16 protein-coding genes and 2 pseudogenes are annotated in these 24,287 nt (G+C 69.4%); 9 read left to right on the top strand and 9 right to left on the bottom strand.

Annotated elements, in window-relative coordinates; translation table 11 throughout:
• Positions 1-255: 255 nt before the first annotated feature.
• Both FF096_RS15405 and FF096_RS15400 read right to left on the bottom strand, forming a co-directional pair.
• On the bottom strand, positions 256-1,026 hold the full coding sequence (locus tag FF096_RS15405; protein ID WP_155218711.1) for an rRNA methyltransferase: 771 nt from the start codon (positions 1,024-1,026) through the stop codon (positions 256-258).
• Positions 1,027-1,278: 252 nt separating this feature from the next.
• Positions 1,279-1,773, bottom strand: a complete 495-nt coding sequence (locus FF096_RS15400; protein ID WP_230462646.1) for a GyrI-like domain-containing protein — start codon at positions 1,771-1,773, stop codon at positions 1,279-1,281.
• Positions 1,774-1,953: 180 nt separating this feature from the next.
• Here FF096_RS15400 and FF096_RS15395 point away from each other — a divergent pair, with 180 nt between their 5' ends.
• From FF096_RS15395 to FF096_RS15385, 3 genes are all read left to right on the top strand, one after another.
• Positions 1,954-2,766 (top strand): phytanoyl-CoA dioxygenase family protein, encoded by an 813-nt coding sequence (locus FF096_RS15395; protein WP_155218707.1) that lies wholly within the window; start codon positions 1,954-1,956, stop codon positions 2,764-2,766.
• Between the two features lie 54 nt (positions 2,767-2,820).
• The gene (locus FF096_RS15390) at positions 2,821-3,651 is read left to right on the top strand and encodes a TrmH family RNA methyltransferase (protein ID WP_155218986.1); all 831 of its coding nucleotides are present in this window, start codon (positions 2,821-2,823) and stop codon (positions 3,649-3,651) included.
• Between the two features lie 69 nt (positions 3,652-3,720).
• On the top strand, positions 3,721-4,785 hold the full coding sequence (locus FF096_RS15385; RefSeq protein ID WP_155218705.1) for a PHB depolymerase family esterase: 1,065 nt from the start codon (positions 3,721-3,723) through the stop codon (positions 4,783-4,785).
• Positions 4,786-4,871: 86 nt separating this feature from the next.
• Here the strand turns inward: FF096_RS15385 and FF096_RS15380 are convergent, their stop codons facing one another.
• Complete coding sequence (locus FF096_RS15380) at positions 4,872-5,180, bottom strand: hypothetical protein (protein ID WP_155218703.1); 309 nt, start codon at positions 5,178-5,180, stop codon at positions 4,872-4,874.
• Positions 5,181-5,267: 87 nt separating this feature from the next.
• Positions 5,268-6,704 (bottom strand): MFS transporter, encoded by a 1,437-nt coding sequence (locus FF096_RS15375; protein WP_155218701.1) that lies wholly within the window; start codon positions 6,702-6,704, stop codon positions 5,268-5,270.
• A 126-nt stretch (positions 6,705-6,830) separates the two neighbouring features.
• Between FF096_RS15375 and FF096_RS15370 the strand changes: the two genes are divergently transcribed.
• The 5 genes from FF096_RS15370 (at position 6,831) to FF096_RS15350 (ending at position 11,661) form a co-directional block, all read left to right on the top strand.
• Entirely contained in the window at positions 6,831-7,454 is a 624-nt protein-coding gene (locus tag FF096_RS15370) for a TetR/AcrR family transcriptional regulator C-terminal domain-containing protein (RefSeq protein ID WP_155218699.1), read from the top strand.
• A 239-nt stretch (positions 7,455-7,693) separates the two neighbouring features.
• The gene (locus tag FF096_RS15365; protein WP_155218697.1) at positions 7,694-8,773 is read left to right on the top strand and encodes a radical SAM protein; all 1,080 of its coding nucleotides are present in this window, start codon (positions 7,694-7,696) and stop codon (positions 8,771-8,773) included.
• A gap of 67 nt (positions 8,774-8,840) precedes the next feature.
• Positions 8,841-9,839, top strand: a complete 999-nt coding sequence (locus FF096_RS15360) for a ketoacyl-ACP synthase III family protein (RefSeq protein ID WP_230462659.1) — start codon at positions 8,841-8,843, stop codon at positions 9,837-9,839.
• Positions 9,836-10,084: an acyl carrier protein gene (locus FF096_RS15355; RefSeq protein ID WP_155218693.1), complete on the top strand. Its 249-nt coding sequence runs from the start codon at positions 9,836-9,838 to the stop codon at positions 10,082-10,084. The genes FF096_RS15360 and FF096_RS15355 overlap by 4 nt, the downstream gene beginning before the upstream one ends.
• Positions 10,081-11,661 (top strand): AMP-binding protein, encoded by a 1,581-nt coding sequence (locus FF096_RS15350; RefSeq protein ID WP_155218691.1) that lies wholly within the window; start codon positions 10,081-10,083, stop codon positions 11,659-11,661. Before FF096_RS15355 ends, FF096_RS15350 begins: the two co-directional genes overlap by 4 nt.
• A 161-nt stretch (positions 11,662-11,822) precedes the next feature.
• Here FF096_RS15350 and FF096_RS15345 read toward each other — a convergent pair whose 3' ends face one another.
• Genes FF096_RS15345 through FF096_RS15335 form a run of 3 tightly spaced genes read right to left on the bottom strand, consistent with a single transcriptional unit; the run spans position 11,823 to position 20,072 of the window.
• The gene (locus FF096_RS15345; RefSeq protein WP_155218689.1) at positions 11,823-12,938 is read right to left on the bottom strand and encodes a thioester reductase domain-containing protein; all 1,116 of its coding nucleotides are present in this window, start codon (positions 12,936-12,938) and stop codon (positions 11,823-11,825) included.
• Positions 12,935-19,174, bottom strand: a complete 6,240-nt coding sequence (gene pks2 / locus FF096_RS15340) for a sulfolipid-1 biosynthesis phthioceranic/hydroxyphthioceranic acid synthase (protein ID WP_309223362.1) — start codon at positions 19,172-19,174, stop codon at positions 12,935-12,937. The genes FF096_RS15345 and pks2 overlap by 4 nt, the downstream gene beginning before the upstream one ends.
• A 31-nt stretch (positions 19,175-19,205) precedes the next feature.
• Positions 19,206-20,072: an alpha/beta fold hydrolase gene (locus tag FF096_RS15335; protein ID WP_155218686.1), complete on the bottom strand. Its 867-nt coding sequence runs from the start codon at positions 20,070-20,072 to the stop codon at positions 19,206-19,208.
• A gap of 1,045 nt (positions 20,073-21,117) precedes the next feature.
• Between FF096_RS15335 and FF096_RS15330 the strand changes: the two are divergent.
• Positions 21,118-21,643: pseudogene (locus FF096_RS15330) on the top strand (transposase family protein); the annotation flags it as partial.
• Positions 21,644-21,936: 293 nt separating this feature from the next.
• Here FF096_RS15330 and FF096_RS15325 read toward each other — a convergent pair.
• The gene (locus FF096_RS15325) at positions 21,937-22,332 is read right to left on the bottom strand and encodes a hypothetical protein (RefSeq protein WP_309223361.1); all 396 of its coding nucleotides are present in this window, start codon (positions 22,330-22,332) and stop codon (positions 21,937-21,939) included.
• A 31-nt stretch (positions 22,333-22,363) separates the two neighbouring features.
• Positions 22,364-24,210 (bottom strand): annotated as a pseudogene (locus tag FF096_RS15320) (hypothetical protein); the annotation flags it as partial.
• Between the last annotated feature and the right edge of the window lie 77 nt (positions 24,211-24,287).

The raw sequence follows: 24,287 nt of genomic DNA, 5'->3' as shown, positions 1-24,287 counted from the left end.
GGCTGGGGCTGTCACGCAAGGGACACGATAGGTCTTAAAACAGACAAAGCGGGCGCAAGTAGACAAATCAGCTGGCGAACCGAGCCATGAGGTGACCGCTGGGCGAGTAGTCGATTTTCCAATCGGCGTGGACCCCGAGGACGATCTGATGGCAGCGCCAATCTGATGGCAGCACCAGACCCCAGTGGGTTGGTGACGCACAATGGTCGCTGCCGGCGTAATGGCTCCAGATGGTGCCGCTCGGGTCGCCGGACGCTACCGTTCGGACGTGCCGGCCACCGTGGATTGAAGGTGCCCGAGACGAACTAGCACAGTCGCCCGCGTTCCGGTCTTGAACCGCGCCGTTGCATGGACACCTTCCGGCAGCCGGATGCGGCGTCCTCGCGTCGTCAACGCGACCATGGTGTCGGCGGGGAGCACCGATGCGAGTGTCCCTAGCATGCCTGGAATGCTTTTCTCCTGACGTGAACCCAGCCATGAGGTCTGTTCGCCGTACGGCATGTCGGTCAACACGAGCTGCGGCGGTGGTAACGCGGTCAAGAATGCGGCCACCTGCTGGTGGTCGAGGACGTCGGCCTGTCCGACCACATGGGGGAGGTCTCCGCCACCCCGGGCAAGCAGCTCTTGCAGCCGCCGCGCAGCCTCGGCGGATTCCCTGTAGGACGGTCGGCCGAAGCGGTGTGCCATGTCTTCCAGCTCGGCTGCCCGCTTCCGCATGCCCTCGGCGGACAGGAGAGCAAGGTTCGCTCGTGCCAGCCGGAGCGGGCCATCGGCGATGTCCGAGGCGACAAGTCCCGCGATCTTGTCCCGATGCAGCAGACCCAACACGGTTAGCAGGTTCCCACTGCCACAGCAGGGATCCCATACGGTCAGAGGCCGGGGTTGTCCCAGGGCGTGCCACGCGCGGAGGAACACCTCCGATGCGAGGCGGACGGGAAAGCCCGGATGGCCTGGTGCCGAACGCAGCACCGCCCCGCTGGCCAGGTCAGAGTAGTCATGTCGCTCTGTCACAAACCGATAGGTCATCACACCTCCGGGTAGCTACTACTGCCCGCGCCGAAGACGTCGAGCTCTGCTTCGCTCTCCGGCGAGGGTGCTCGCGACGTTCCTGGGGGGCGCACGACGCCCCACAGCTGGTGGTCGCCGATCGAGTGGCAGCTGTGGGATTGCTGGACGTCGCGAAGCGTGTGGTTGTTGGCGGGTAGCCGGTGCGGACGGCCCGCAGGCGCCCACCCGGTGCCGGCCTGGTGGCGGTGCCCGCAGCTGCTCGTCGGGGCGCTACGCCGGTTCGACGGGCAGCCAGAGTTCGCAGGTCGCGATGCTGAAGTCATTCGTGGGATCGAGCATCGCGGTGATCTCCGGGCCTGGCCGCAGCCGCCACGGATTGAAGGGAAACCATGCGGCGGCGGCCGTGGCCCAGGCGTTCTGAAGAGTCTGCGGATGCGGCCCCGTGGTCCGGAGGACCACCCAACTGCCGGCCGGGACCTCGATGATGTCGAGGTCGCCCGGGATCGGCGTGCCCGGGGACACGGCGACCCCGTGCAGGTAGGTCAGCTCGCTGCCCTCGTCGTAGTCGGCGTCGAGGTCGTCGCTGACCGCGAGCAGGCCGCTCGGCTCAGCGTTGCCGAGTGCCTTCAGGCGCAGGTGCTCCTCGGCCGGTAGCGCGGCGATGTGCTGCCGGATGTACGGGTTGATGCCTTGGTGGATCAGCGGAACGCGAGCAGCGTGCCCTACGAGCCGGAACGCGGGATGGTCGACGATGCGGGTATCCATGTGGTCGCTCCCTTCGACAGGTAGGCGGAACCTGAGCTGGGGGTGATCGACGGCGTACCGGCTGCGGCTGATCGTCGTTCCTCCGATCCGATCGTGCGGCGGCGCTGCTGCGCCACACCCGACAGAAGCCGCGCGGGAAGTGTCGGGTGAGCGGGATCGATGTCGCCGCATGATGGGGCCATGGATGACACGACATTGGTGTCCCGCTTTCTTCGCGACGGCTTCGTCAAGTTGGCCGGTGCCGTCGCGCCGCGGGTGGCTGCGGACTGCGCGCGGCTGCTGTGGCGAGAGACGGGCTGCGACCCGGACGACCCGGCGACGTGGACCCAGCCGGTGCACTGGGTGGAGGGCATGGCGCAGGGGCCGTTCGCCGCCGCGCCCAATTCCCCGTTCCTCCATCACGCGTACGACCTGCTGGTCGGCCCGGGACGCTGGGAGCCGCGCTACTCGCTGGGCACGTTCCCGCTGCGCTTCCCGCACGAAGAGGAGCCGAACGACGCGGGCTGGCACATCGAGGGCAGCTATCTGCCGGAGGGCGAGAGCTGGTACTTCACGAATGTGCGTTCCCGTGGCCGGGCGCTGCTGATGCTGTTCCTGTTCAGCGAGGTCGGTGAGGAGGACGCGCCGACCCGGATCCGGGTCGGCTCACACCTCGACGTGCCGAAGGTGCTGGAGAAGTACGGCGAGGAGGGGGCGAGCGGGCTGGACCTGGCACCCGACCTGGTGGCGGCCTCCGAACACCGGCCGGTCGCCCTGGCCACCGGATCCCCGGGCGACGTCTTTCTGTGCCATCCGTTCCTGGTGCACGCGGCGCAACCGCACCACGGGACACGGCCGCGCTTCATGGCCCAGCCGCCGCTGATGCCGGCCGCGCCGTACGAATTGGAGCGGACCGACGGCGCCTACTCACCCGTCGAAATCGCGATCCGTCGGGGTCTCGGACAGGACACCCCCGATCCGGACGGGGTTGGCACTGACGACAATGTCGGGTAGGCGTGCCAGGCGTGGCGCGGGTGATGTACGACGGAGGCGGGGACAAGGGTGGTTCTGCGGGTGAGTGGTCGCAACGCGCGATTCCAGCAGTGGGAGGCTCTCCTGCGTAACCGGACCAAGCGGCAGCGTCGCGGCGAATTCCTCGTGCAGGGCGTGCGTCCGATTGCGATGGCCGTCGAACACGGTTGGCAGATCCGAGAGCTGCTGTACGACGACAGCGCTGCGCTCTCCGGTTGGGCGCGCGAGACGCTGGAAACGGTCCGCGCCGAGAAGGTCGCTGTCTCCCGTGAACTGATGCACGAGCTGGGAGGTAAGGCGGACGACGTGCCAGAGTTGCTGGCCGTGGTCGCGCTGCCGGAGGACGACCTGGGCCGCATTCCGGTCGGGCCGAACATGCTGACCGTGGTGTTCGACCGGCCGACCAGCCCTGGCAACATCGGGACCCTCGTCCGGTCCGCGGACGCCTTCGGCGCCTCCGGCGTCATCATCACCGGCCACGCCGCCGACGCGTACGACCCGAAGGCAGTCCGGGCGAGCACCGGATCGCTGTTCGCTCTGCCCGTGGTCCGGGTGCCCACACGCCAGGCCGTGCTGTCCTGGGTCGGCGACGTCCGCGCCGGCGGCATCGGCATGAGCGTCGTGGGAACCGATGAGCTGGGCACGCTGGATGTCGCCGATCACGACTTCAGGCAACCAACGCTGATCTTGGTCGGCAATGAGACCACCGGTCTCAGCTCCGGCTGGCGTGAGGCCTGCGACCAGCTTGTCCGGATCCCGATGTCCGGGGCCGCCAGTTCCCTGAACGCGGCGACCGCCGCGACCGTCGTGCTGTACGAATCGGCACGGCAGCGGACCCATCCGGTGACCAGCGACAACGACAAGTGACACCACGTCACACGCGGTCATGACAGCACGCCACTGACATGTCGGCGGCGGACGCGCTTTCCTGGGTACATGTCCACCACCCCTGCCCACGCCACGATGAATGCCGACGTCGAGGCCCGCCGTCCCCGACGGTGGCTGCGGATCGTCTCCGGCACCCTCGCCGCAGTGGTGGCCGTCGCCAGCCTCGGCGTCGCCGCCCTTCAGCTCGGCCTGCCCTGGCAGATGGGCGAGGGCGACCGCAACCACGTCTACGAGGGGCCGGCCGGTTCGCAGCGCTACCAGGTCCATCTCCCGCCCCAGCACGACGGGACTGCCCGGCTGCCGGTGGTCATGGCGATCCACGGCTGCGCGATGACCGGCTACGGGTGGAACTCGATGAAGGCGACGACCCAGTTCAACAACCTGGCCGACCGGGAAGGCTTCATCGTCGTCTATCCCACACAGTTGATCTCACGTAACGTGATCGCCTGCTGGAACTCGGCTGACCCCCGTGAGCAGCAGCGGCACACAGGTGAACCCGCGCTGCTGGCCGGCGTCGCCCGCCAGGTGGTCGAGGAGTACGACGCGGATCCGGCGCAGGTACACGTGGCCGGCGCGTCGTCAGGAGCGGGAACCGCAGTCATCCTCGCCGCCACCTATCCCGACGTCTTCGCCACGGTGACCTCGGTCGCCGGGGGTGAGTACGGGCTCAACCAGGTGGACCCGGACGACCCGGACTCGACGTCGCCGCTGGACACGGCACGGCAGGCCTGGGCACAGATGGGCGAGCGCGCCCGCCAGGTGCCGCTGCTTGTCATCCAGGGCGAGCGGGACGAGGTCGTGCCGCCCCTGGTCGCCACCCGACTCGTCGCCCACTGGACTGCGGTGGGTGATCTCGTCGACGACGGGCTGCCCAACGACAGCCTCGCCCTGACCGAGGAGACCGTGTCGGTACCAGCGGACGCGGGACGACACGCGTACACGCATTCGACGATCACCACGTCGGACGGCTCGTCGCTGGTCGAGGCGTACCTCGTCCAGGGCATGGGCCACGCCTGGCCCGGCCCGAACGGCGAGGGCCGCTACACCGACCGCGCGGGCCCCGACGCCAGCGAGATCGTGTGGGACTTCGCGGTGCGCCACCCGATGCGGTGACGACGGCCGTCCGCCGAGACCGCGTTCTCAGGCGAACCCGCGCGCTGCCCTGCCGCGTGCCCCGGACCCCGGTGGGTCAGACCTGGTCACAGCCAGGTCACCCGCAGCCTCGGTCCGGGCCAACTCGACCGCATCGGCACGACCGCCCCTCTGGCCCGGGCCGGAGGGCTGCGGGCCGACCTGGCCGGGCGCTGGAGCTGCGCGCCGCTGCGGAGATCGACCCGGACCGGGCCCGCGCCGCCCCTGCGGAAGGCCCACGCGATGTGGACCGACGCGTCGGCCGTGGGCGACGCCGCCCCGGCAGCGCTGGCGCTGGGCCGGTTGCCGGACGCCACCGCCGACGACAGGTTCGCCGCGCTGCTGGCCGCCGAGCGCCTCGCCGTCGGGGGCGTCACTATCGACCAGGAGGAGTCACCACCGGACCGGCCGACCGGCCACCGGCGTCGGTCGTGTCCGTCTCGCGGCCCGACTGGCACCCGGTGTCAGGACTGTCGCCCGGACCTCGGCAGGGCTAGTGCCACGAAGGTGGCCGCCAGCATCACAGCGGCGTTGACCAGGAAGGCGGCGTGGAATCCGTCCACGACGGCCTCGACTGGCGTCGTGTCAGGCAGGGCCCGCTCAGTGGTCGTGGTGGCGATGGTGACCAGGACGGCCAGACCGACCGCCCCGCCGATCTGGCGCGAGGTGTTGAGCAGACCGGACGCTGCGCCGTCATCGCCGGGTGCCACACCGGTGGTGCTGGTCACCGTCGCCGCAGGCAGCAGCAGGCTCATGCCGAGGCCGGTCACCAGGGTGGGGCCCAGGACGTGGGTCAGGTAGGCCGGCTCCGCCGGCATCCTGGTCATCCAGAGCAGGCCCACGGCCGTGACGAGACCGCCGGCGAGCAGGAGCGGTCGGGTGCCGACCTTGGGCAGGAGCTGGCGGGCACCGAGACCACCGGCGATCACGATGGCGGACATCGGGAGCAGCGAGAGACCCGTGCTGAACGGGTCGTAGTCGAGCGCCTCCTGGAAGTACAGGGAGAGCAGGACCATCCCGGCCGTCATCGTGACACCCATGCAGAAGATCAGGAAGTTTCCGATGCTGACGGTGCGGAGGCGGAAGATGGCCAGCGGAATCAGCGGATGACGGCTCTTCGCCTCCACGGCCACGAAGCCGATCAGCAGCACGGCGGCGGCGATCAGGGCGACCAGCACGTTCGTCTCGGTCCAGCCGTCGGTGGCGACCTCGGAGAAGCCGTAGGTCAGGGCACCGATGCCGAGGGTCGCCGTGAGCGCACCCGGGAGGTCCAGGCGACGGCGTTCGCCGGTGTCGCGGTCAGGCAGCAGCCAGAGCAGGCCGGCGACGAGCAGGATGAGGCCGGGCGGGACGTTCACGAACATGACCCAGTGCCAGCTCAGCCCGGCGGTCAGGACGCCGCCGAGGATGAGCCCGGCGACGCTGGAGAGGGCGCCCATCAGGCTCCACAGCGTGACGGCTCGCTCGCGACGGTCCTCGTCGCTGTGGCTGGCGGTGATCAGGTTGAGGCTGGTGGGTGACAGGGCCGCAGCGCCGAGGCCCTGGAAGACGCGGGCCACCAGGAGCATCCAGGGGCTGGTGGCGAGTCCACCGGCGAGGCTGGCCAGGGTGAAGATCACCGTGCCGGTCAGGAAGACCCGCCGGTAACCGAACAGGTCACCGGCCCGGGCCGCCAGCAGCAGGAAACCGCCGAAGGCGATGAGGTATCCACTGACCACCCACTGCTGCTGGCTGACCGACATGTCGAGGCTGGCACGCATGTCGGGCAGCGCGAGCGTGACGATCGTGGCGTCGAGCACGACTGTGAACTGGGCCAGGCAGGAGATCGCCACGACGACGCCGAGCGGCAGGTTGGGCCGCACGACGCCGCGGGGTGCCAGGCCGGTTCGGGAGTCGAGCATGTGATCTCCTCACTGGTCCAGAATCACGCACGGGAACTGGATGAGGCCGACGTTAACACCGTTCACGGTGAACGGTGTTGATGCTAGGAATGACCGCAAGTCGTTGTCAAACCAGAGGAGCGACGGGTGCTGCGCAAGGCTGACGTGGTCGACGGCGCGTTGAAGCTGCTGGACGCCGAGGGGATCGACGGGCTGACGATGCGCCGGCTCGGCGCCGCGCTCAATGTCCAGGGCAGCGCCCTCTACCGGCATTTTCCGAACAAGGAGGCGTTGCTCGATGCCCTGGCGGACCGGATCGTCGACGGGCTCGGCGATCCGCTGCCGGAGGCCGACTGGCGCCGGCAGCTGTACGTCCTCGGTGACCGGATGCGGTCGGCGATGCTGGCACACCGGGACGGTGCCCGGGTGGTGGGCGGCACCTTCGCTCCCGGCCTGAACACGATGCGCGGCGCCGACCGCGCGATCACCGCACTCTGCACCGCCGGCCTGGCGCCCGCCCAGGCCGGGTGGCTCGCCTTCGCCCTCTTCTACTACGTGCTCGGCCACGTGATCGAGGAGCAGGCGCTGGCCGAACTCCCGGCGGGTGACACCTGGCGTCAACGCATCGAGAAGCTCGACGCCGAGATGTCGACGCACCACTCGGCCGCGCTGGCCGCGCTCACCGGCGCCGATCCGGGGGAACGGTTCCGCTACGGCCTGCAGGTCTTCATCGACGGCGTCGCTCAACAGATCGACCGGGCCGAAAGCTGAGATCCGCCCCCACCACGGATGCGAAATTCACATCCAGTCATGAAGAACGTCGATTGCGGCCCGGATCGCGGTTGGTAACCTCGGAAGCGTTCCGGCGACCCGGAAACGTTCGGCGGGATATTCGTGACCGACCGCGAAGGCAGCACTTGATCCCGTGATCTCGCAGGCGGGTACCAGTCCTTGATGCGGCATGCCAAGCGCTTTTTCGTTGGCATCATTAGGGTAAGGGATGACCGACCATGGCTGGACTTCTCCGAGTAATCACCGAAACACAGAAGCCTCGGGTTCACAAGTACACGCAGGAGCTGCTGGAACGCGCGAAAAAGCAGCACGGGGAGAATTCCGGCGCCTATCGCGGCATCTACAACCAGTATTTCCGAATGCCGTCGACCGGCCCGAGTTTCGGCAACAACACGCGGCACTTCGACGCGGTCATGTCGAGTGACTTTCCCAAGGGCCTGGAGCGCCTCTACCGACGGGTCGTCGTCATCGACATGCTCTCCGCCTGTGCCAGCGAGTGCGTGTTCTGCGTCCGCGGCCTCTACGATCCGCACACCTTGGGCACGGATCAGATCGGCGCCATCGCGGACTTCCTGAAGCGTGACGAGGACCTGCGCGAGATCCTGATCACCGGCGGAGACCCCCTGATCTCGCCGCGCAAGCTCAACGAGCTGCTGGCCGCGGTGGCCACCAGCGCGGAGAACATCATCACCGTCCGGATGGGCACCCGGCTGCCGGTGCAGAACCCGGGCGCGTTCACCGCGGACACCTACCGGGTGTTCGAGGAGTTCGCCGACCGTTTCCAGTTCGAGATCGGTGTGCAGGTCAACCATCCGTTCGAGTTGCAGCCGGAGGCGGTCGAGGTATTCGGCGCCCTGCAGCAGCGGGGCGTGCGTCTCTACAGCCAGAACGTCCTGCTCAAGGGCGTCAATGACGAGGCCGAGACGCTCATCGAGCTCTACGACCGGCAGCGGACGCTGCGGTTCATCCCGCACTACCTCTTCCACGCAGTTCCGATGGTGGGCACGGACGAGTTCCGTACGACCGTGGCGAAAGGGCTGCGGCTCGCCTCGGAAATCTCCGGCAGCGGGTATCTCAGCGGCCTGGCGAAACCGATGTTCACCGTGATGACCGACATCGGAAAAGTCACCCCCTACGAGGGCAGCATCGTTGCGAAGAACGGCCGGAAGTTGACGCTCCGGACGTCGTACCGGCTCGAGGATCGGCTGCGTTGGAGCCCTTCCTACCGGCTGCCGGCCACGGCCACTGTCAACTCCGCCGGAACGCTCGACGTGGTCTACAACGACGGCGAGGACTGACCTCGAATTTCGACACAAGGGGAGGCGCACAGTGCTTTGGAATGACCTTTACATCGGGTCCGTGGCAATGACTCTGGGTCGTGAGGAGACCACCGAGAGCGCCGTGGCCGACGGGCGTTACGCGGCGAAGGAGAATGAGGCGAGCGGCTTCCTCGCCACCCGGGTGGACGACGAGGGACCCACCATCGACCTGGCGGTGCGAGCGGCGGCAGCGGCGGTGGCCCGTGCCGGTGACCGGGCCTCGCAGGTCGACCTGGTGGTCCACTCCTACATCGCGCACCAGGGCCTGGACGACTTCGCACCGGCCGCGTACATCCAGGGCCGCACCGTCCGCGGCGACGGCTTCGCCGTGGAAATGCGCCAGGCGTCTAACGGCGGCATGGCCGCCCTGGAGCTGGCGGCGGGTTATCTGACTGCCCGACCGGACACCTCCGCGGCGCTGCTCACCACCGCCGACCGGTTCGTGGAGCCCGGCTACAACCGCTACGCCACCGCCTCCGGGATGCTCTTCGGCGACGGCGGCACCGCGCTGCTGCTCTGCCGGTCCTCAGGAATCGCCCGGCTGGTGAGCAGCGCGACCACCGGCGACACCACCTACGGCGACATCCAGATCGGCGCGGAGCCGTGGAGCGACGTGAGCGGCGGGAACGGCTGGCCGGTGAACATCAACGCCCGGGTGCACGCCTATCTGGCCGAGAAGGGCCCCGAGATCTACGTCCCCATGGTGCAGGCGTTGCAGCAGAAGGAGATGCTCGTCATCGAGCAGGCGTTGGCCGAGGCCGGGTTGGAGCCCACGGACGTCGCCTGGTGGATCTTCCCGAACCAGGGGCTGGCACTCACCGACTGGGACGCGCGCAAGGCGTTCGGTATTGACATCTCCCGTACCACCTGGGACTGGGGCCGCCGCTGTGGGCACCTGGGCGCGGGCGACCAGTTCGCCGGGCTGACCCACCTGCTGGAGGCCCGGAAGGCCAAGCCCGGCGACCGGGTCGTGCTCGCCGGCTCGGGCACCGGCTTCATGTTCAGCGCCGCGGTTATCGAGATCACTGCGGAGCTCCCGGAGTGATCGGGCAGGCTGAGTTCATCCGCATCGTCCGCGACGAACTGCGGCTGCCGCTGGCCGATCCGGATCTGGAGAACAGCTTCGATCAGGAGGTGAACTGGCGGTCGCTGCACCGGGTGCGGCTGTTCGTGGCGATGGAGCAGCACGCCGGCCGCCGTCCGGAGGTCGGCACGCTCTTCGAGGAGCGCACGGTACGCGGCATCTACACAGTGTTCGCCGAGCAGGCCGACGGCAGGCGTGACCCGTGAGCCCGACTCCGGCGATGTACGAGTGGTTCGGCGCCACCGTACGCGCCCACCCCACCCGCACCGCCCTGAGCGTGGCCGGTGCCGACTTCACGTACGCCGAACTCGATGCGGCCGCGGGCCGGGCCGCCGCCGCCATCGCCGGGACGGCAGGAGACCGGACCGGGCGTCCCCCGCGCCGGATCGGTGTCCTCGCCTCCCGGACGGTGGCGGCCACCTATGTCGCCTACCTGGCCAGCCTGCGGCTGGGTGACACGGTGATCTGTCTCAACACCGAGTTCCCGCCGGTCCGCAACGCGGAGATCGCCCGGCTGGCCGGGCTGGACGTGCTTGTGCACGCCGACGCCGAGCGGGAACTCGCCGCGCAGGTGCGGGCCGCCACCGGCGTCCGGCTGCTGTCGATGCCGGACGACGCCGCCACCTTCACCGGTGACGGCCCGTCCGTCGAGGCCGGCACCCCGGACGTCGATGACCTGGCCTACATCATCTTCACGTCCGGGTCGACCGGCAGCCCGAAGGGCGTGCCGATCCGGCACCGCAACTTCGCCGCCTGGGTCGGGCACTTCGTGCCGATGTTCGCCGACCGCGCCGGTGCCCGGGTCGCCCAGACGGCCGACCTGTCCTGGGACATGTCGATGATCCCGCTGTGGACCGCGTGGGCGTCCGGTGGGACGGTGGTGGTGCCGACGAAGACGGACCTGCTCGCCCCGGCGAAGTTCATCGCCGGGCAGGGCATCACGCACTGGGTCTCGACGCCGGCATCGGTCACCATGGCCAGGTGGCTGGGCGACCTGACCACCGGCGGGCTGCCGGACCTGCGGTGGAGCATCTTCGGCGGTGAGGCGCTGACGCCCGAGCACGTACGGGCCTGGCGGGAGGCCGCACCGAACAGCGCGGTGGCCAACGTGTACGGACCCAGCGAGGCGACGGTGACCTGCCTGACCCACCTGCTGCCCCAGGATCCGACCGAGCAGCCGGCCACGCCGAACGGCACCGTCCCGATCGGGCGGGTCTACCCCACCGTCGAATACGTGGTACTCGACGATGACGGCACCGCCGCCGACGAGGGTGAGCTGCTGGTCCGTGGCCCGCAGCGGTTCGACGGATATCTGGATCCCGCGCACAACCGTGGCCGGTTCGTGCTGTGGGACGGTGAACTCCTCGGCACCCACGACGGTCCCGGACGACCGGACGAGCGGCACTGGTACCGCACCGGTGACCGGGTCCGGTTCGACGACGCAGTGGCGGTCTACCTGGGACGTGTCGACAACCAGGTGAAGGTGCACGGCTACCGGATCGAGCCGGGTGACATCGAGGCGGCCCTGCGGGCGCACCCTGGCCTGGAAGAGGCCGCCGTGGTGCCCTGCCCGGCCGACGACGGCATCGTGGAGCTGGCCGGGTTCTTCACCGGGGAGGCCGTCTCCGATCCGGAGTTGCGGGACTTCCTGGCGGGGCGGCTGCCCACGTACATGACCCCGCGTTTCCTGGTGCACGTGGCGAAGCTTCCGCTGAGCCTCAACGGCAAGATCGACCGGAAGGCGCTCGTGGCGCAGGCCGCCTCGCTGACGACCACGAGCTGATCCTCGGCACCACCACCTCAGGCGCTCCACGACTGTGGGGCGCCTGAGGCTCGTCGCGGGGTTCGACGACGAACCCCCGGGCACAGTGGTCTCCGCCGGTACGGATCCCGGCAACGGAACCAGGCCCCGCGAGATGCACGGGGCCTGGTTCCGCGGGGTCCTCAGCGGGTCAGGATCGGCCGCTCCCGGATCGCCTGGCTGAAGCCGTACGCGATGAGGCGGTCGAAGAACGCGTCGTCCAGCGGCACCGACGGCGGCGCCGGCTCCGCAGCGCGCAGGGCCGCCCAGGTGTGCTCCGCGCTGATCTCCGGCATCGGATACGCCGGCTCCAGGCCCAGCATCCGCCGCCCGATCTTCCCCATCTGAATCAGCGGTGCCACGTCCGGATGGGTGGCCCGTTCGGTCGCCCGTTCCCACCAGACCGGGCCGGGCAGGGAGTCCAGCGGATACCCCGCCCGGCGCAGCGCGTCGAATCCATGGGTGAGCGCCACCGGCTGCGGCTTCACCAGGTGATACGCCCGCCCGGCGGCCGACGGCCCGACGGACAGCCGGGCCAGGTTGCCGGCGACCTGATCGACAGCGTCCATCGGCACCGCCTCGACCCGCTCGGGTACCGCCCCGACCGCGACGGCCGCCCTCAGCAGCGGCATGAGCAGGTCGGACGTGGAGGTGCCACCGGTGCCGGAATGCCCGGTCACCAGACCCGGCCGATAGATCGTGGCCGTCACGCCACGCTCGGCGGCCCGGGTGACGACCCGTTCGGCGGCCACCTTCGATCGCGGGTAGCCGAGGTGCCCGGACGTCGCCATCGACGGCGGGGTCATCTCGTCCACCCGGGACAGTCCGGCCCTGGCCGCATCGGCGAACACCGCGATCGTGGAGACGAAGTGGAAGCCGACCGGCCGACCGGCGGCCGTGGCCAGTTCCACGAGCGCCCTGGTTCCGCCCACATTCGACGGTGCCAGATCGTGGTACGGCGCGGTCATGTGCACGGACGCGGCGCTGTGATAGATCCGCGAGACCCGTTCGGCCAGGTCGTTCCAGACCTTCGGTGGCATGCCGAGACCGGGACGATCCAGGTCGGCCGGCACCGCGATCAGACGCTGCGGATCGTCCACGCCGACCTCTGCCATCCGCTCCCGCAGCCGGCGATCGGCCGCCGCCGGTCCGGTCGCCCGGACCAGGCAGTAGATCACCGGGTGTGGCTGGGCGAGCAGCGCCGCGGCGAGATGGCCGCCGAGGGACCCCGTCACCCCGGTCAACAGGATCGCCGTCACCGCGCCTCCTGCTCGCCGAGCAGCTCGGCCAGGTGCTGGGCCAGCGCCCGGGCCGAGTTGTTGGTGGCGATCGCCTTGGGGGCGACCCGGATACCCAGGCTGGTCTCGACCCTGGTCCGCAGCTCCAGATTGCCGAGTGAGTCCAGACCGTAGTCGTGGAACGGCCGGCCGGGGTCGACATTCCCACGGACGATCGCGCCGGCCTCCCGGGCCAGGAACTTGCTCAGCCAGCCGACCCGCTCACCGGCCGGCAGTGCCCGCACTTCGCTGAGCAACGCCGACGACTGCGACTGCGCTGGCTGGCTGTCCTGGAACGCCGCCGCGAACGGACTGCGGCGGGCGAGCGAGGTCAGCCACGGCGCCCGGGACTGCGGGACGTACCCGGTGAAGGTCCTGGTGTGCCGCAGCAGGGTGTCGAAGGCGCGGACCCCCTCGTCAGGCGTGATCATCGTGGTGTCACCGGATTCGCTGAGAACCGCGCCGCGGCCGATCTCAGCCCAGGCGCCCCACGCGATCGCGGTCACCGGCAACCCCTGCGCGCGCCGCCAGTGCGCGAACCCGTCCAGCCAGCTGTTCGCGGCGGCGTAGGCGCCCTGACCCGGGGACCCGAGCAGCGCGGCGGCCGACGAGAAGCAGCAGAACCAGTCCAGGTCGTCGTCGATCGTGGCGTGGTGCAGATGCCAGGCCCCGTACGTCTTGGGCGCCCAGTCCCGGTGCACCAACTCGGCGGTGATGCTCGGCACTGTGGCGTCCTCGACCACCGCCGCGGCGTGCAGCACCCCACGCAGGGGCAGCCCGGTGGCCCGGGCGGCGGCGGCCAGCCGGACCGCGGTGCCCGGGTCCGCGATGTCGCCCAGTTCCACCTGAACGTCGGCCCCGGCCTCGCGTAGCGCGGCGATCGCCGCGGCCGCCTCGGCGTTCGGCGCGGACCGCGAGTTCAGCACGATCCGGCCGCAGCCCGCCTCGGCGAGGTGCCGGGCCAGCCGCAGACCGAGGCCGCCCAGTCCGCCGGTGATGAGGTACGCGCCGTCGGCGCGGAACGCCGGGAACCGGTCCGGCGGCACCACCACAGGCGTTCCGGACTCGACCGCTGTGGTGAGCACGAACTTGCCGGTGTGCTGGGCCGCCGCCATGGTCCGGATCGCGGTCGCCGCCTCACTCAGCGGAAACGCGGTGACCATCGGTGCCGGCAGCTCGCCGCGGCTCATCAGCTCCGCCACCTCGCGGAGCAGCCGACCGAGCAGTCCCGGATCAACACCTGCCATCAGCTCCAGATCGACGCTGTAGAAGGCCAGGTTGCGCCGGAACGGGGCAAGGTCCAGCCGGGAGTCGCCGTAGATGTCACGTTTGCCGATCTCGACGAACCTGCCGCCGAAGGTCAGCAGATCCAGGCTCGCCCGCTGCGCCGCGCCGGTGAGCGAGTTCAGCACCACATCGACGCCCGCACCGCCGGTGTCCTCGCGGATCTGGTCGGCGAACTCCAGGCTGCGGGAGTCGTAGACGTGCGTGATACCTGTCGAGCGCAGCCATTCCCGGCGGTCCGCGCTGCCGGCGGTCGCGAAGATCTCCGCGCCGATCCGGCGGGCGATGGCAACCGCGGCCTGCCCGGTGCCACCGGTGGCCGAGTGGATGAGGACGCGCTCGCCGGGCCGTAGCCGGGCCAGCTCGTGCAGGGCGTACCAGGCGGTGGCGTAGACCGCAGGGGTCGCCGCCCCCTCCTCGATGCTCAGCCCGGACGGCAGCGGGGCGGCGAGCCGGGCGTCGACAGTGACGTGGCTCCCCCACGCGCCGTCGGTGACACCGACGGCGGTCATCACCCGATCGCCGACCGCGAACCCGGTGACCTCGTCGCCGACCCGGACCACGGTCCCGGCACAGTCCACGCCCAAGCCGGGGATCTCCCCCTCGTAGCTGAAGCCGTTGCCGTGCGCCACCAGTACGTCGACGAAGTTGATGCCGCCGGCGCCGATCGCGATCTCGATCTCGCCCGGGCCGGGGCTACGGCGCGCGACGACGGCCAGCTCCAGCGAGTCCAGGTCGCCCGGGTGGCGGATCTCCAGCCGGTAACCGTCGGCATCGGGGTCGATGACCGTTCGGTGCCGTTCCCCGACGGCGAGCGGGGCCCGCTCGAGCCGGGCGGTGTAGTGGTGCCCGGCGCGCCAGGCGGTCTCGTCCTCGGGGCTGTCGGCGGCGAGTTCGGCGGCGAGCGCCTCGACCACCGCCTCGTCGACGTCGATCTGGGTGGCCCGGACATCGGGGAACTCGGCGCCGATCACGCGCAGCAGGCCGCGTACCCCGGCGTGTTCGAGGTTGACCACGTCGCCGGTCAGGACCTGCTGTGCGGACTGGGTGACCGCGTAGAGCCGGGGCGGTGTGCCACCGAACGCGGCGAGTTCCTGCGCGACCCCGACAACCGCCTGCACCAGGTCGCGGCCGCGGGCGATGCCGTCCTCATCGGCAGGTCCGGCCGGTCGTGGGCAGAGCAGCACGACGCCACGCCAGGTGCCCTCCGGCACGAGGGGCGCAGTGCCGTCGGACGACCACGGACGGACTTCGGCCTTGCCGCCCTGCCCGCGCAGGGCCGTGGCGAGCTCGCCCGGCTCGCAGACCGCCGCGTCCGGCGCGAGGATCAGCCACGAGTCGTCGGACCGGCTCTCGGCGGGTCGCGGCGGGTCGGTGCGGTGCCAGCCCACGGTGAGCAGCCGCTCGGCCAGGATCTGCCCGGCACTCTCCTCGTCGCTGCCGCTGGTGCCCATGACCAGGCCCTCCACGGTCAGCAGGACAGCGCCGTAGCGATCGGTCAGCTGGATGTCAGCGACCACCCGGGTGCTGTCGTGGGACACCAGTCGCAGATGGCAGTACCGTGCGGCGGCGGACGGTGCCCACTGGCGGATCCGTCCTACCTCCAGCGGGACCATCAGGCCGCCGTCCGCCACCTCCTGCGCCACCGCAGGCATCGCGATCACGCACTGGAAGCAGGCGTCCAGCAGCGCCGGGTGGATACCGAAACCGTCGTTTCCGCTGCGCAGCGCGGACGGCAGCTCGACCTCACCGAGCACGGTCCGTCCGTCCGGGCCAGGCAGGCGGTGGACGGTGGTGACACCGGCGAACGCCGGTCCGGGTTGGATGCCCCGCTCACCGACGATCCGCCGCAGCTCGTCCCCCGGCAACGGATCGGAATGCTCGTCGAGGAGCAGGTCGATGTCGATCGGCTCGGGTTCGGCGACGTCCGCTGACGGGTGCAGCGTGGCGGAGGCCAGCCGGACCCGTTCGCCGTTGTCCGACGTGGTCGCCTCCCACCGGGCCTGGCCCGGCGCGGTCACCGTGGCGGACGCGGTGACCTCGTCATGGTCGCTGAGCAGCAGCATGCGTTCGAAGCGCAGCCCGTGCACCTCGCCCCCGCCACCGAAGACCTCTCCGGCCGCGCTGAGCGCCGCCTCGCAGTGCGCCGAGCCGGGGTAGGCGGCAACGTCACCGACCCGGTGGTCGACAAGCCACGGCAGCACCGCCGTACCGACGTCGGACTGCCAGGCGTGCCTCTCCGGGCTCTCATCGAGCCGGACATGCGCGCCGAGCAGCGGATGCACCCGTACCGTGTGTGCTGGCGGGGACTGGTCGGACCGGACCAGCAGGTGCTGGCGTGCCCAGGTGGGCAGTGGCGCGTCGACGAGGTCACCGTCCGGATGCAGCAGCGAGAAGTCGACCCCGCCACCGGCCGCATGCACCTCGATCAGGCTGGTGAGCAGGCCGTACGGGGTCTCCTGGCCGCGCCGCATACTCGGCAGGGCGGCTGCGGGCAGCCCGGACGACCGGGCGCACTGTTCCACCGCCCGGGTGAGCAGCGGGTGCGGGGACAGCTCCAGGAAGACGCGGTGACCGTCCTCGAGCGCGGCCAGCACCGCAGCGCCGAACCGGACCGGCTGGCGCAGGTTGTCGACCCAGTAGGCGGCGTCGGGGACCGGCTGCGTGTGCGGGTCGTCGAGCGCGGTGCCGTAGACGGGCACCGTCCCGGCGGCCGGCGTGAGGTCGGCGAGGACTTCGGCCAGCTCGGCCAGGATCGGGTCCACCTGCGGCGAGTGCGAGGCGACGTCGACGGCGACCTCGCGTGCCATCACGCCCCGGCTCTCCCACGCCGCGATCAGTTCCCGGACCCGGTCGGTGGCGCCACCGATCACCGTGGACTCCGGTGAGGCGACGACCGACACCACGACGTCGTCGTAGGCGGCCAGCTCCTGCTCGACGCGTTCGGCGGGAAGTTCGACGGAGGCCATCGCGCCGGCACCGGCCAGTCGGGCGCACAGCCGGGACCGACGGCAGATCACCTTGACGCCGTCGTCGAGGGAGAGCGCACCGGACACCACGGAGGCCGCCACCTCGCCCAGCGAGTGCCCGATGACGGCGGCTGGTCGCACGCCCGCCGCACGCCAGGCTGCGGCGAGCCCTACCTGCATGGCGAAGAGCGTCGGCTGCACCCGGTCGATGCCGGTCACCGTCTCCGGGTCGGTCATCGCGGCCGTCACCGAGAAGCCCGACTCGCGCTGGATGAGCGGCTCCACCCGGGCGACCATGGCGGCGAACTCGGGCTCGGTCGCCAGGAGCGCGGCACCCATGCCGGCCCACTGCGAACCCTGGCCGGAGAAGACCCAGACCGGGCCGCGCGAGTCGTCACCGACCACCGGTGCCGGGGGCCGCTCGGCCACCTGGTCGGCCACGCCGCGCAGCGCGGCGATCAGTTCCGGCCGGTCCGAAGCGATCACGGCGGTACGGAACGCGCGGTGCTCGCGCCGCCGTGCCAGGGTGTATCCGAGATCGGCGAGGGTGACGTCCTCGTGGACGGCCAGCCAGTCCGCTATCCGCTCGGCGGTCGGGCCCAGTTCCTCCGGCGCGCTGGCCGACAGCGGAACCAGCTGCGCAGCGGATCGCCGCGACCGGTTGTCCGCGACCGGCCGAGTCCGGGGCGCTTCCTCGACCACGGCGTGGACGTTGGTGCCGGACATGCCGAACGAGGAGACGCCCGCTCGCCGGGGCCCGGGAACGTCCGGCCACGGCGTCGACTTGCCGGGCACGAAGAGCCGGGTGTTCAACGCGCTGATCTCGGGGTTGAGCTCCTCGAGGTGCAGCGTCCCGGGTACGACGCCATGCTGCAACGCCAGCACGGTGGCGATCAGCCCGGCGGTGCCGGCGGCCGACTCGGTGTGACCGAGATTCGACTTGACGGAGGTCACCGCGCAGGGGCTGGCGCCCTGGCCGTAGACCTCGGCCAGGGCGCGGAACTCGATCGGGTCACCGACGGGCGTGCCCGTGCCGTGCGCCTGCACCATCCCGACCTGCTCCGGGGTGATCCCGGCGTCGGCCAGCGCGGCCCGGTGCACCGCGGCCTGCGCGACCTGCGACGGCATGGTGATGGTTTCGGTGTGACCGTCCTGGTTCGTCGCGATGCCCTTGATCACCGCCAGGATGTGGTCGCCGTCGGCCAACGCGTCGGTCGCCCGCTTCAGGAACACCATGCCGCAGCCCTCCGCCCGGACGAAGCCGTCGGCGGACCTGTCGAAGGGCCGGCACCTGCCGCTGCGGGACAGCATGCCGAGCCCGGACGCGCCGGCTGCGGGCTCCGGGATCAGCATCAGCATGACGCCACCGGCCAGGGCCATGTCGCTCTCGCCGGAGCGGATGCTCATGCACGCCTGGTGCACCGAGGTCAGGCCCGAGGAGCAGGCCGTGTCGACGCTCAGCGACGGACCGGCCAGGTCCAACGCGAACGAGATCCGCCCGGAGGCCATGCTGAAGGCGGTGCCGGTGAACCAGTACGGGTGGATCTTCCGTACCCCGTGGGTGACCACCGAGTAGTCGCCGTGGGCGATGCCGACGAAGACGCCGGTGCGGGTGCCGGCGAGCGCGGACGGCGGTGTTCCGGATCGTTCGACCGCCTCCCAGGCGGTCTCCAGCAGGACCCGGTGCTGCGGGTCGGTGGCGAGCGCCTCCCGCTCGGCGATCTTGAAGAACTTCGCGTCGAAGCCTCCGGCGTCGGTCAGGAAGCCGCCCCAGCGCGACACCGAACGGCCCGGCACCCCCTGCTCGGCGTCATAGTGCTCATCCGCGTCCCATCGGTCCGCGGGAATCTCGGTGATCACGTCGCCGCCGTTCGCGATCAGGTTCCACAGACTTTCCGGGGAATCGATACCACCGGGGAACCGGCAGGCCATGCCGATCACCGCGATGTCTCCAGGATCCGCCACGGTTCCTCCTCATCAATGAGTGGTTGTCACCTCAGGCGCGCGACTGCACCTCGTCGACGAACTTGCGGACGATCGCCTGGAATCCCGGGGCGTCGTCGAGGAAGGGCTGGTGACCGGCGCGCGGCATGATCTCGTAGCTGCCGTTGGGGAACTGCTCGGCCAGTTCCCGGGCACCGGTCGGGCTCAGCAGCAGATCGTCGTCGCCGACCACGATCAGCGTCGGCGCCTGGACGGCCGCCGCCTGCTCCGGCTTGTGGTCGTCGACGAGTGACCGGTTCAGCCCGTTGACCAGGTCCTCGAGGGTGGTGACCGCGGTGAAGGCCTCGCGCAGGCCGAGGAAGCCGGGGGTGCCGAGCGCCTCGTTCATCTCGGCGCTGAACAGCTCCGGGTAGAGGTGCTCGTAGAAGCCCACGATGCCGTGGCTCTCGATGGTCCGCAGCCAGGCCCGCTGCAACTGCCGCTGGCGCCGCATGCCCTTGGGTCCGTAGACCGGACCGGCCAGCACCATGCCCTTGACCCGGTCCGGGTGCGTCAGCGCCATGTCCCGGGCCAGCACGGTGGAGGCCGACGCCGCGATCAGGTACGTCGACTCGATTTCGAGGGCGTCGAGCAACGCGACCAGGTCGTCGACGTGCTCGGCCCAGGTCGGTTCCTCGGCCACGTGCGAGGAGGCACCGTGGTTGCACAGGTCGTAGCTGATCAGGCGATAGCTACGCGCCAGATCCTCGGTGAACACCCGCCACAGCGGGGCGCTCATCAGGAAGTGGTTCAGCAGCGTGATCGGGGTACCCTCGCCGCGGACCTCGTAATAGAGCTCTACGTCCGCCCGGGTACGGATGCGTTGGACATCCTCCGGGTAGGAGAGGTCCAGCCGGGACAGACTCTCGAAATTCGACATCTCATCCTCTTCCTGTGACGACTCTGGACTCCGGCGGTACTGGCCCGCGCCGGCTGGGACCGCGCCGACGAGCCGCAGGTGTGGTGGGCGCGCGGCCGCGTCTCGACTCGGCCCGGTGGGCGGGCGGCCCGTTGGCGCGAGGTCGGGGACACACAGACCGGCCGCGACGCAGCCGGTCCCGCCGAGGTCGGGCACCCGGCGGCAGTCGACTCAAGCGCCTGTCGATCTCGGCCGGTCCGCAGCCGCGGCACGCAGCGTGCGGCGATTCCCGGCACGGTCCGGCTGGAACAGCAGGCGGGGATGAAAACGATGTCCTCGCCACTTCTTCCCGGGACATATCCGCAGTTACATATCGACGCGACACAGTCCGTCTCCAGAAACAAACCGCGAGCCGAGCAGATCGGCGCGGACCCATCGCCATAACTTGTCGGTTTTCGGCGGAACAGTTCTCGACGCTACCAGCAGCCGCCAGCGAGGCAACAGGTTAGATCTGCATACACGCCCATGTAGATCACACGAAAAAGGCATGAAGAGCACACCCGCACAGATGGTCGTCACTGGCACCGGAACGAGGCAATTCAGCATGCTCGTATCGCGAATCCCGCAGTCTCAGCGATTGGCAGTGCGCTCACCTGCACTTCTACCAGGGCTTCCGGCTCGCCGATCATCGGGCACCTGGCAGCACTACTGCCCGTCGCAACCGAACTCCGCCGCTGCGGTCATCGCGTACAGGTACTCACCGGCAGTCGATTTGGTGAGCGGGTCACCGCAGTTGACCTGGAACACGTGTCACTGCCGTGGGAATGCGACTTCGACGCGCAGGATCTCGACGGCCTCCCCGGAACACACCACGGAGAAGGGGCGTTTCGAAACTGTGCTTCGACATCGATAATCTGTTCGCCAACTCGATGCCGCACCCGTGAGACTTTTCCAACCTGATCCTGCAGGTCCGAAATGGTGTGTAGCCGGGTGTCGATGAGGGCGAGGCTCCAGGTAAGACAGCAGATCGACCGAAACCCGATGCCCCGACACGGGAGCCTCGCCTGTGCTGCCTTACCCGTCCACGATCTCGCTGTCCAGCCGGACCTTGAACCACCTCGCTGACCGCATCCGCAGCCACCGCAACCAGCGCCGATCCGGGTGGCGACGCCTCGACGCGGAACGGCAGGCACTACTCGCCCTGGCTCACCTGCGCAACGGTGACACCTACACCCGGCTGGCTGCCAGGCTCACCGTCGGCGTGAGCACCGCCTGGCGGTACGCGCAGGAAGCGATAGCCCCACTCGCGGCGACCGCCGACGACCTGACCACCGCCATCGACCGGATCCGCCTACTGGCGTACGCGATCTGCGACGGCACCCTGACCCCGATCGACCGCCTCGCCGACCAGAAGCCGTACCACTCCGGGAAACGCAAGCACCACGACATGAACGTCCAGGTCATCTCCGACGCCGCCGACCGCCTCATCTGGGCTTCGCCAGCGCTACCGGCTCAGTCCATGACCTGACCGCAGCCCGCATGATCGACGCGCTGACCCGAACGCGATGACCTTCGCCGACAAGGGTCACCAGGCAGGCCCACTCGTACTCGAAGAGCTCTTCGAGGAGGGACCCGTCGTGCACCAGCCGGTCGAACGAGACAACAACGCCCGTAACCGATCCGAGTGTCACGGTGCATGACGGACGCGCGGCGACGATCGACGCGCGGTCGTGCCGATGAGAGAGGGCGTCGCGGTCACTGTTGTGCGGATGCGAGATCGCCGAGCAGTGGCTGGTTGGGTGCCAACCTGGTCGCACAGGTCTTGCATGTCGGCCGTACCTCTCGGCGATGTGCGGCCCGCTCGCAGACTCTGATCGTCGGCAGGCTACAGGTTGTTGATTCGGGCCAGCAGCTCTGCCTCGGTCAGGTTCTCCAGGGCCGCATCCTGCTTGCGGCTCAGGACCGCCAGCAGCTTCTCCTTCTCCAGCTTCTTGGCGGCCGCTGCCTTCGCCGCCTGATCCTCCGCGATGCGGATGGCGATGACGTGCTTGACGACCTCCAACTTGGTCTCCAAGGTTGCCTTGGCCGGATTGGTCTCGGTGGCCACGAACGACTCGGTGTCGATGGCCTTGAGCTCGGCGTTGACGGCCTTGGCCACGTCATCGAGGCTGAAGCCGGACTTGGCGGTAAGCGGAAGCTCCCACAGCTGTTCCGTGGTCAGCAGTCCCTTGGTCGACGGGTAGCGGAACTTTTCTCGCGTGGCCTTCTCGAAAATGGTCACGGTAGCCTTTCTCGGGTGTCTGGGTGACGAATCAGAACTGGATGCTGATGAGGCGGCGCCGGCCGCCGGTCATGGTCACCTTGGCGATCACGGAGCTGCGGACCGTGAAGCTGAAGCCGAGGCCGGACAGCTGATCCGCAGACGGCTCACACTTGGTGCGGTCGCCGAGTACCTCGAACACCTTGCGGTGGGGTTGCAGGTCGCTGCGGAGGAACTCGTTGTAGATTCCCCGGGTCGGCTGGTCGTTCACGCACCCCTTCAGCATGAAGAAGTAGTGGCGGTTGCCGACCTCGCTGTCGTCGAAGTAGTTCGGCGAGTACATGATGGTGGACACCGGCACGAACTGTTCGGTGGTGATGCCCCACAGTTCCTTGCTGGCGCTGCCCGGCTGCATGTCCTTACCTGGCCGGAAAGCGGTGATCACCCCGCCGGCAACCGTCATCCGGCCCACCTCGACAGTCTCGTTGTGGCCGACCGCCCGCTCGTGCCGGTAATTCTCGATCTTCCCGTTGCTCTCGGTCTCGATCACGAAGCCGACGTCGCTGCTGTCCCGCCTGCAGTACTGGTTCACCTCGATCCGGTACTCACCGTCGGGTACACGGTCGGTCCAGGTGACGTTTTCCACCGGCTCGCGGGAGAGCGTCCCGCCCGCGTTCATGTCGACGTCCAGCTTGTTGCGCTTCTCCTGGTACCAGATGTGGTCGCCGTTGGGTTCGTACACATGCAGGTCGAGGTCGTCGTGGTTGAACCAGGACAGGCTCACCCGCAGCTTGCCGGTGACGTTGCCGCCGGCCCGCTTGACCTTCTCCCTGATCGAGTCGGTGACGTTGCCGCCGTACGACCAGGCGAAATCGTTGTCCCAGGTGAACAACCGCGGGGCGGCTGGATGCCGGCCGGTGGTGAGACTGACGAGGTGCGGTTCGTGGCTGTTGGCGACCCACAGCTCGATGGTCGCGGCACCGGGCAGGATGTCTTTCATGAAGGAGACCACGGGAATCTCCTCCGGATTCGCGTCCCGAAGGCCCGCACCTGACGACCGGGGGTGGCCGCCTGCAGGAGCAGCCCTTCGATGCCGTCCTTCATCTGCGGCTGTGTGTCGTTGTCGACCCACAGCACGTTGGTGACCGACAGATCGGACAGCCGGGCGAACCGTCGCTGCAACGACTCCTCGATGCCCAACTCGTCGATAGTCTTCATGGCAGCCTTGACCATGGCCGGGGTGATCAACGCCGTGGGACGCTGGTAATTCTGCGGTGCCACCTTCGTCTCGAACGACCGGACCGCCTGCTCCAGGTCGACACCCGCGGAGAGGTCTTGGACGAGGGTGCCGATCACCGTGTTGCGGAGCCGGGCCGCCGGGTTCATGGCGTTGGCGAAGACGAAGGCCCGCCGGTCGATCGCCTGCGCCCACCGGTTCTGCAGCGACCGAAACTCGGTCACCGCCCGACGATGCTCCGTGCCGCGATAGAGGGCGTTGTCGTCGATAAGGTCAACGATGGTGTCCAGAGCGTCCTGGGTGAGCTCGGCCAGGCCACGCTGGAAGACCTGCACCGCGGCGTCGAAGTTGCCCTGTGCCGCGCAGACGTCTTCGATGCGATGCCGCTTCGCCACCCGGCCGTGCAGGTGGTGCCACACCTCGACCTGGCCTTCGCGCAGCGTTCGGGTCGTCTTCGTCCCGTACTGCGCCTGAGTGGACCGGAAGATGGTGGACAACGGCAGCGACAGAACGAACTCGTCCAGAGCAGCGGCGACGACCGAGAAGACCGGGTCGGAGGCCGACACCCCGGACCAGACGGTACGGACCCGCCCGTCGTCGATCTCAACGACGTTGCCGAAGTGCTTGATGAAACCGCGGCAGGTCGAGCAGTCGTACTCGGACAGGGCCGTTGCGTTCTCGCTCGGCAAGCCAGTGAGCTGGGATGATGCTGGGTGATTGGCCTATGTGGAGGCGGTTG

The organism is Micromonospora sp. CP22 (assembly GCF_009712475.1).
In the GTDB taxonomy this organism is placed as follows: domain Bacteria; phylum Actinomycetota; class Actinomycetes; order Mycobacteriales; family Micromonosporaceae; genus Micromonospora.
Note: the sequence above shows the minus strand (reverse complement) of the source record. Positions and strands in the feature narration are given on the sequence as shown.

Coding starts and splice junctions, on each gene's coding strand:
- FF096_RS15335 (WP_155218686.1), bottom strand. CDS start 20,072: ATGTCGAATTTCGAGAGTCTGTCCCGGCTGGACCTCTCCTACCCGGAG.
- FF096_RS15395 (WP_155218707.1), top strand. CDS start 1,954: ATGGATGACACGACATTGGTGTCCCGCTTTCTTCGCGACGGCTTCGTC.
- FF096_RS15405 (WP_155218711.1), bottom strand. CDS start 1,026: ATGACCTATCGGTTTGTGACAGAGCGACATGACTACTCTGACCTGGCC.
- FF096_RS15365 (WP_155218697.1), top strand. CDS start 7,694: ATGGCTGGACTTCTCCGAGTAATCACCGAAACACAGAAGCCTCGGGTT.
- FF096_RS15360 (WP_230462659.1), top strand. CDS start 8,841: ATGACTCTGGGTCGTGAGGAGACCACCGAGAGCGCCGTGGCCGACGGG.
- FF096_RS15385 (WP_155218705.1), top strand. CDS start 3,721: ATGTCCACCACCCCTGCCCACGCCACGATGAATGCCGACGTCGAGGCC.
- FF096_RS15400 (WP_230462646.1), bottom strand. CDS start 1,773: ATGGATACCCGCATCGTCGACCATCCCGCGTTCCGGCTCGTAGGGCAC.
- FF096_RS15375 (WP_155218701.1), bottom strand. CDS start 6,704: ATGCTCGACTCCCGAACCGGCCTGGCACCCCGCGGCGTCGTGCGGCCC.